This window comes from Kitasatospora sp. NPDC091257, from assembly GCF_044757675.1.
In the GTDB taxonomy this organism is placed as follows: domain Bacteria; phylum Actinomycetota; class Actinomycetes; order Streptomycetales; family Streptomycetaceae; genus Kitasatospora; species Kitasatospora lactacystinica.
Window position 1 is genome coordinate 1 of record NZ_JBIVVI010000460.1, and the last position, 6480, is coordinate 6480.

General features: G+C 71.1%; 5 protein-coding genes. 4 read left to right on the plus strand and 1 reads right to left on the minus strand.

Annotation, left to right across the window (positions count from 1 at the left end; genetic code table 11):
* On the plus strand, positions 1-1229 hold a 1229-nt coding region (locus tag ACIQOV_RS21480), incomplete at its 5' end, for a hypothetical protein (RefSeq protein WP_401050709.1).
* A gap of 432 nt (positions 1230-1661) precedes the next feature.
* Here the strand turns inward: ACIQOV_RS21480 and ACIQOV_RS21485 are convergent.
* Positions 1662-2384, minus strand: a complete 723-nt coding sequence (locus tag ACIQOV_RS21485) for a hypothetical protein (RefSeq protein WP_401050710.1) — start codon at positions 2382-2384, stop codon at positions 1662-1664.
* A gap of 334 nt (positions 2385-2718) precedes the next feature.
* Here ACIQOV_RS21485 and ACIQOV_RS21490 point away from each other — a divergent pair, with 334 nt between their 5' ends.
* From ACIQOV_RS21490 to ACIQOV_RS21500, 3 genes are all read left to right on the plus strand, one after another.
* Positions 2719-4545 carry a hypothetical protein gene (locus ACIQOV_RS21490; RefSeq protein ID WP_401050713.1) on the plus strand — a complete coding sequence of 609 codons (1827 nt, stop codon included), beginning with the start codon at positions 2719-2721 and terminating at the stop codon, positions 4543-4545.
* 690 nt (positions 4546-5235) lie between these two features.
* The gene (locus ACIQOV_RS21495; protein WP_331768788.1) at positions 5236-5709 is read left to right on the plus strand and encodes a hypothetical protein; all 474 of its coding nucleotides are present in this window, start codon (positions 5236-5238) and stop codon (positions 5707-5709) included.
* 89 nt (positions 5710-5798) lie between these two features.
* Positions 5799-6164, plus strand: a complete 366-nt coding sequence (locus tag ACIQOV_RS21500) for a hypothetical protein (protein ID WP_401050716.1) — start codon at positions 5799-5801, stop codon at positions 6162-6164.
* Positions 6165-6480 lie beyond the last annotated feature (316 nt).

Below are 6480 nucleotides of genomic sequence, written 5' to 3' on the forward strand. Positions count from 1 at the left end.
CGCTCGGGATCCCGGGGGTGGGCCAGGCGCTCGGGGCCGTCGCCGCGGTCGCCATCATCGCCACGGCGTTCGGACGGGTCATCACCAGGCACTTGTTCAGCGGCTTCGACAACCGCCCACGAAGGCCGGCGGCGGGAATCGGCGGCCGGGTGCTCCTGGCCGCGTCGGCCGCTGCCTCGACAGCCGTCGGTGTGGCCCTGCCCGGCACCACATCGGCAAGCCTGTGCGTCTTCCTGCTTCCCCTCCTCTCCGGTGTGCTCCTGACGCGGTCGACCGAGTTCGACATGGCGGCCAGGCCGAGGCAGTTGCTGCGCGACGAGCGCAGGATCGCCCTGGTCGAATCCGCACTGGTCGCGCCGGCCGTCGCGGGCACCTCAGTGGCGTTCTTCCACTGGCTCGACGGCGATCCGCTGCTCATCGGTGGCGGCCTCGTCATCAGCTGGTCGTGCTCGGCCGCGGTGCTGATGGGCCTCAGCCGATGGGGCCGCTGGACCGCCACGTGCCTCATCCTGGCGGGTAGACGACGTCTGCCACGGGACCTGCTGGGTTTCCTTGAGGACGGCCGTCGGTTGGGCGTGCTGCGGCGAGTCGGCGGGGTCTACCAGTTCCGGCACGCCGAGTTGCGATCGCGGCTCACCGACGGGGCGCCGGGCGATATGCCCGCCGGTTCCGCAGGACCGCGCGAGGTGGTGCTCAGGAGCAGCGTGCGGAGCCTCGGGGCCCTGCGGGCGTTGGCATTCGATCTGTTGACGCCGGTCGTCGTGTTCCTCCTGGTGGTCTCCCCGATGTCCTCGGGCTCGGGCTTCCGGGACGACTGGTACCGGACCTGGCTGCTGCTGGTGCGCCAAGGGCCCGTACTGCTCGGCGCGCTCTGCGTCCTGGTCCTGGGGGCACTGGCCCTGCGGGCTGTCGCGACGCGACTGCGCATCGACGGCAAGGGCGTGGAGCTCGATGGTGGCCGCAAGCTGCGGCTGCGGTGGGAGGACGTGGCGGAGGTACGGGTACTCAGGATCCGGTCCCACAGGAACAGGGAGTCCGGCTCCTTCGGTCTGATCAGCTCGTACTACCTCGTGATGAAGCCGATGCCCGGACGGGAGTCGCCGCGGTTCCGTACCACCTCGGACGGCTGGGTCCGGGTGTGGGAGCTGGGCCCCACCGAGATGGTGCCGCTCGACCTGGAGGTCGCGCTGAACCGGTTCGCCGGCGACCGCTGGCGCCGTGACGTCTGAGGCCCGGAGCCTGTAGCCCGGGCCAGGAGTGCATCGGCCCGCCCTGGCGGATGCCCCATGGAACCGGCTGCGGCGGGAACGCCGGCGTCTCAGCCCTGGCCATCCGCACAGTGCTCCGCGGTTGCTCGGACCGCCTTGCCCCGCCGTCCTTCGGATGCCTCAGGATTTTCCGCGGAAAATTCCAAGGCATCCGGAGGGCCTCGGGCAGAGCCGGGGTGTCCGGGTCCCGGTTGAGGCGCCCGTGCGGATGGAGGCCGGACACGTCACCGTCGTGGCCGCACTGGGCACGAGGAATTTTCCGCGGAAAATCGTGCCCGCCTGTCGAGAGCTGCCCGGCAGGGTGACCGTTCGGTACAGCTCGGGCTGCTGTTGGCGCCTGCCCCTGTCGTTCTGCCGGCTCCTGCGAGAACCCAGCGCTTGGACGGCCGATCGCTACGGGCCGGGGCATTCGGCGGACGTGTACTCGTCCGCGATGTTGAACACGCTGGCACAGCGTGGGCATTCTGCACGGCCGAACAGATACCGGATCCCGGCGGCGAGTGCCTCCTGCCCGTCCCGGACGGCAGTGTCGTGCATCCAGCGGCCGGTCCCCGAGAGTTCCTCACCGGCCGCCGGCCGCAGGTCGTGTCGCTCCACGTCGCCCAGGTTCCACTCCCGGATCGCCGAGTAGCGCCCGTGGTCGCCGATGGCGATCGTCACCTCCGCACCGCAGTGGGGGCAGGCCAGGTGGTAGAAGTCGTCCGTGAAGTCCCCCAGGGCGGCGCTCCAGTGGTACTGCGCGTTGACCGCCAGCAGGTCGAGGAACGCCGCGAGGTAGTCGTTCGGCCGCGACGTCAGGTACCGGTCCAGCAGCACATGGAACTCGGCGATCGTCCCGGCGCAGTCGGCGAACAGATCGTCGCAGCCGTGGTGCCCTGCCGCGCGCCGTACGATCGTGCCGGCCAGTGCGCGCGCCCGCTGATCGCTCGATGCGAGCCGCACGAGGCGGGGAAGGGCTGCGAAGCTCGCGGGAAAGACGAGGTCGCCTTCCAGGCACAGCCGGTACCCGAGCTCCGTCCACGCCTCGGCATCGCCTTCGCGCTCCACGCGGTCCAGAAGCTCGGGAACGCGATCGACGTCCCCGTGGCAGTCGTACATCCGTGTCCAGTTCACCACCCGGGCATTCAACCGTCTGAAGGCTCCCGAGATGAATCCCCCGGGTACCGGCCGACTCTCCTGATGGCCGGTCGGCGGGCCGACCGATGACAGAGACGGACGACTTCGGCCAGACGAGAGCCGCAGAATTTTCCGCGGAAAATCGGTGAGGCGGCGAAACGGGCGGCCCCTCGGCGCAGGGACTGGAACCGCGTCGAGCCGATCCGGGTCGCACTCGCCAGCCCCTCGTCGCGGCCGGAGTCGCGGCCGGAGTCGCGGCCGGAGTCGCGGCCGGAGTCGCGGCCGGAGTCGCGGCCGCGGGCACTGTCCGTGCCCGTACTTGGAGTGTGCCGGTGTGAGATCACCTGAAGAGCTGCACATGATCGACTGGCCGTCTCTGGGACACGCCTTCGGCGACGGCAGCGACGTCCCCGGCTGGATACGCGCCCTGTACTCCGACGACCGGCACCTGGCGGACAAGGCGCTGTCCGCGTTCTTCGGCCGGGCACTGCACCAGGGGTCGGTGTCATCGGCCGCGGTGACGGCCGTTCCCTTCCTCGCCCACGCAGCGACGCACACCCGCCACGAACGGGCGGACCTGCTCGCCGCCCTGGCCGGATGCGGCGGCACCGAAGCCGAGCCGGAGTACGACGACGAGGTGCAGGGGTGTGCCCGGATCGCGGCCGAGGTGGCCGGGCTGCTGCACCTGCTGCGCGACGACGACCCGATGGTGCGCCGCAACATGGTGCGCGTCGCCCGCCGTGCCACCGGCGAGACCGTCCCCGCTGTCCTGCGCGAGCTGACCGCTCGCTGCACCTCCGACCCTGCCGCCGCTGTCCGCGCCGAGGCGCTCACCGTCCTGACGCTGCTCGACCCGGACGGCGATGCCGCCCGCCGCCGCCTCCGGTCGGCCCTGACGGACCCGATGCCGGCCGTCCGCGCCGCCGGCGCTCTGGCCCTGCTGGAACGTTCAGAGGCGCCCTACCCGGCCGACGTGGTCGCTGTCCTGGCCGAGGCCGGGGGCGACCCCGGCTTCGACGTCAGTGCCGGTGAGTTCGTCCCGGGGATCGGCAACACCGACGAACGCATCTGGATCCTGACCGAGGACGCGTACGCCCTGGCGGCGGTGGCCCGCGGATGGATCACCCACGGGGACCACCAGGGCCGCGGCACGCGCCGAGCCCGACACCTGTCGGCGATGTGGCGCGACCGCGAGGACGAGACCGTCAGTCTGCTCACCGAAGCCCTCCGCCACGAGCCCGACCGCTGGGACCTCGGCGGCCTGCTCGACGTGATCTCCCAGTACCTGTTCGGGGCTTCCCGCCCCGACCCGGCGCTCGCCGACAACCTCCTCCCCCACGTCCACACCGACACCCTCGCCGGCCGCCGCGCCCAGATGATCCTCGGTCAGCTCGGCGATCCGCGGCTCCTCACCCACGTTCCCGACCCGGCGCCGGAGGCACTGGCCGCGCTCGCTCTCCGTACCCGCGACCCCGAGCACCAGCGCCTCGCCCTGCGGCACCGGGACGCCACCCACCTGGACAGCCTCTACGACGCTCTCTCCGTCGAGGAGGCCCGCACCCATCTGCCCGACCTCACGCGCCTGCTGCGCGACCGCCCCACCCAGACCCTCGTCCGCCGCTTCGGCGACTGGGCGATCCGGGACTCCGGACTCCTCGACCGTTTGGAAGCCCTCACCCGCGCAACCGATGACGAGCTCGCGGCCGCGGCAGCCGTCACCACCGCCCTCCTCACCGACGATCCGGGCACTGTCCTGCGCCTGCTGGCACACCAGCTCGCCGAGGACAGTCGGCGGCTGGAGGAGGCAGGACGCCTGGGCGATGCGGCCGCTCCCCTGCTGCCGCTGATCGAGTGCTACCTGGACGACGGCTACGACTGGACCCGGCTGCACGCCGCCGAGGCCCACTGGCGGATCACCGGCGATCCGTCCGTCGCGCTCCCTGGTCTGACCGCGCTGCTGGATCCGTCCCGCCCCGTGGGTGTGCGGGCCCTTCAGGCAGTCCACCGGATCGGGCCTCCCTATCCGTCCGACCTCCGGCCGCAGCTGCTGCACTGGGCGACCAGTGAACGCCGACTGCTGCGCGAGTACGGCACCTGCTTCCCGGCCCAGCGGCACCGTGACGACCAGCTGCGCGAGACGGCGCGCCGGATGCTCGGCTGACACCACCGGGGGAGTGGGGCCAGGTCCCGGAGTTGAGCACGGGTACTCGCTCCCGCGACGACACACCCGTGACATCCGAGGGGAAGTCGGCGCGCCTGGCCCACCTCTCCGTACCGGCTCGGGTCCGCCGGGGGTGACCCGCGATCCGCGTGCAGAATTTTCCGCGGAAAATTCGGCGCCCCGGAAGCCGTCGTCCCGGGGAGGGTTCGAGGGTGATGCAGGATTTTCCGCGGAAAATCGGAATCCTCCACCGGGCCCCGATGACCGGGCCGACCGGGCCGACCAGGGCAGCGGTGCAGTGGGTCCCCTGCCTCCCGGCCATTCCGCCGGTCCCGGATCGATCCGCCGGTCCGGGGGCAGCGAGCAGTCGCGTGGTACCGGGGGTTGAGGCCGACGAGGTGTACCGGGGAGGCATGACCGGTCGCCGCCGGACGGTAGAGCCGGGAAGCGCACGACTCACCGAAGCACCACTGACTCCCACGTCGGATGCTGGCGAACAGGGAGCCGGCCCGGTCGGTCGGTTCGACGGTCCGGCGCTGACGGTGCGCATTCTGCGGCTGGGAATTTTCCGCGGAAAATCGTCCGGCTGCATCCGCGGAGCGGCGCCGACGGCCGAGGAGAGGATCCGGGGTCCTCCTCCCGACTGCCCAACCCTTCCCGAGTCGGCTTCCCGCGGCGATCATCGTCGGCATGAACAGTGGTCTCGGCGAGGACAGCACCTCGAACAGCAGCATCTCCCCGGCGAGCTGGATCGACGAAGTGAGCCTTCGGACCGTGGACCCGGACGGCCTCCTCCGACCTGTCGTCCTTCGCATCGGTCCGCCTTCCGGCGCACTCATCGCGCTCCTCGACGACGATGTTCTCACCGAGATCAGCGGAACCGACTACCTCGACTGCCTCGCCCAGGCCCGGCGGCAGCTGGAGCGCGACGGCCGTCTGCTCTGCTGCCAGGGAGCCCGTCCTGACGTTCATCCGTCGGGACAGTTGCGCCAGTTCAGTAACGGACGGCACGCGTACGTCCGCTTTCCGGACCTTCAAGGCGAGCCCCCTGAGATCGTCGACATCTTCGCCCCGGCCGAGCCCGGAGACGTCGTCGGTCTTGAGGACCAGCGAGCCGCCGTCATCCGAGCCTGGAATGCACGGCACCCGGGAAGTCGGATCTGACCGTCAACCAGTCACGCATGGCAGCACCCGCCTGTCGTACGGGCGGAATTCGGTGGAGGACCGCGGCTGGGTCGGCCATGCTCCACCCCATGGAGACGATCGTGGATCTCGACGAGGCGGCTGCGGAGGTGGCGGCGCGGACGTCCGGTTGGCGGGCCGCTGGTCTCGTGGTGGGCGAGATGACGTGGCGCGACGAGACGGCGCCGTGGCCGCAGCGCCTTGAGACGGACAGGACGCGGGTGGCCGATCCCGACTCGGTGGGGGTTCTTGTCTCCGGTCCCGAGGAGACCCAGCTGTCGGTGGTGCTGTTCCGAGGCGGCTGGGCCGACGTCGACCATCTCGCCGGCGTGGACGATGCCGGGACGTTTCCGGCTTCGGGGATCGATTCGGCGGTGGCGTTCGGCATCCGGCTCGACGAATGGGTGGTCCGCGTGTTCGGTGAGCGGGACGTGTGACGGAACACCTTCCTCGGCGCCGCGGATGGCAGCCGGGGAAGGCCCTGCTGTTGTCAGGGGAAGTCGCGCCGGGGCCTGACGAGCAGACCATCCCGCGAACCACTCAGCGGGCTGTCGCCCTCCTTCGCTCCCCTTCCGGAGTGAAGGTGACGGAGCCGGGTTCGGCCCGCAGGGCGGACGGCGGGCCAGGCGCGGGCGTCCTTGCGTGCACCGACGACGCCGTCTCTCCCGGGGCCGTGGAATTTTCCGCGGAAAATCGTCCGCCCTCAGCCTCGAAGCAACGCCTGCAACCAATGGGGGAGAGGTGACGGGGGAG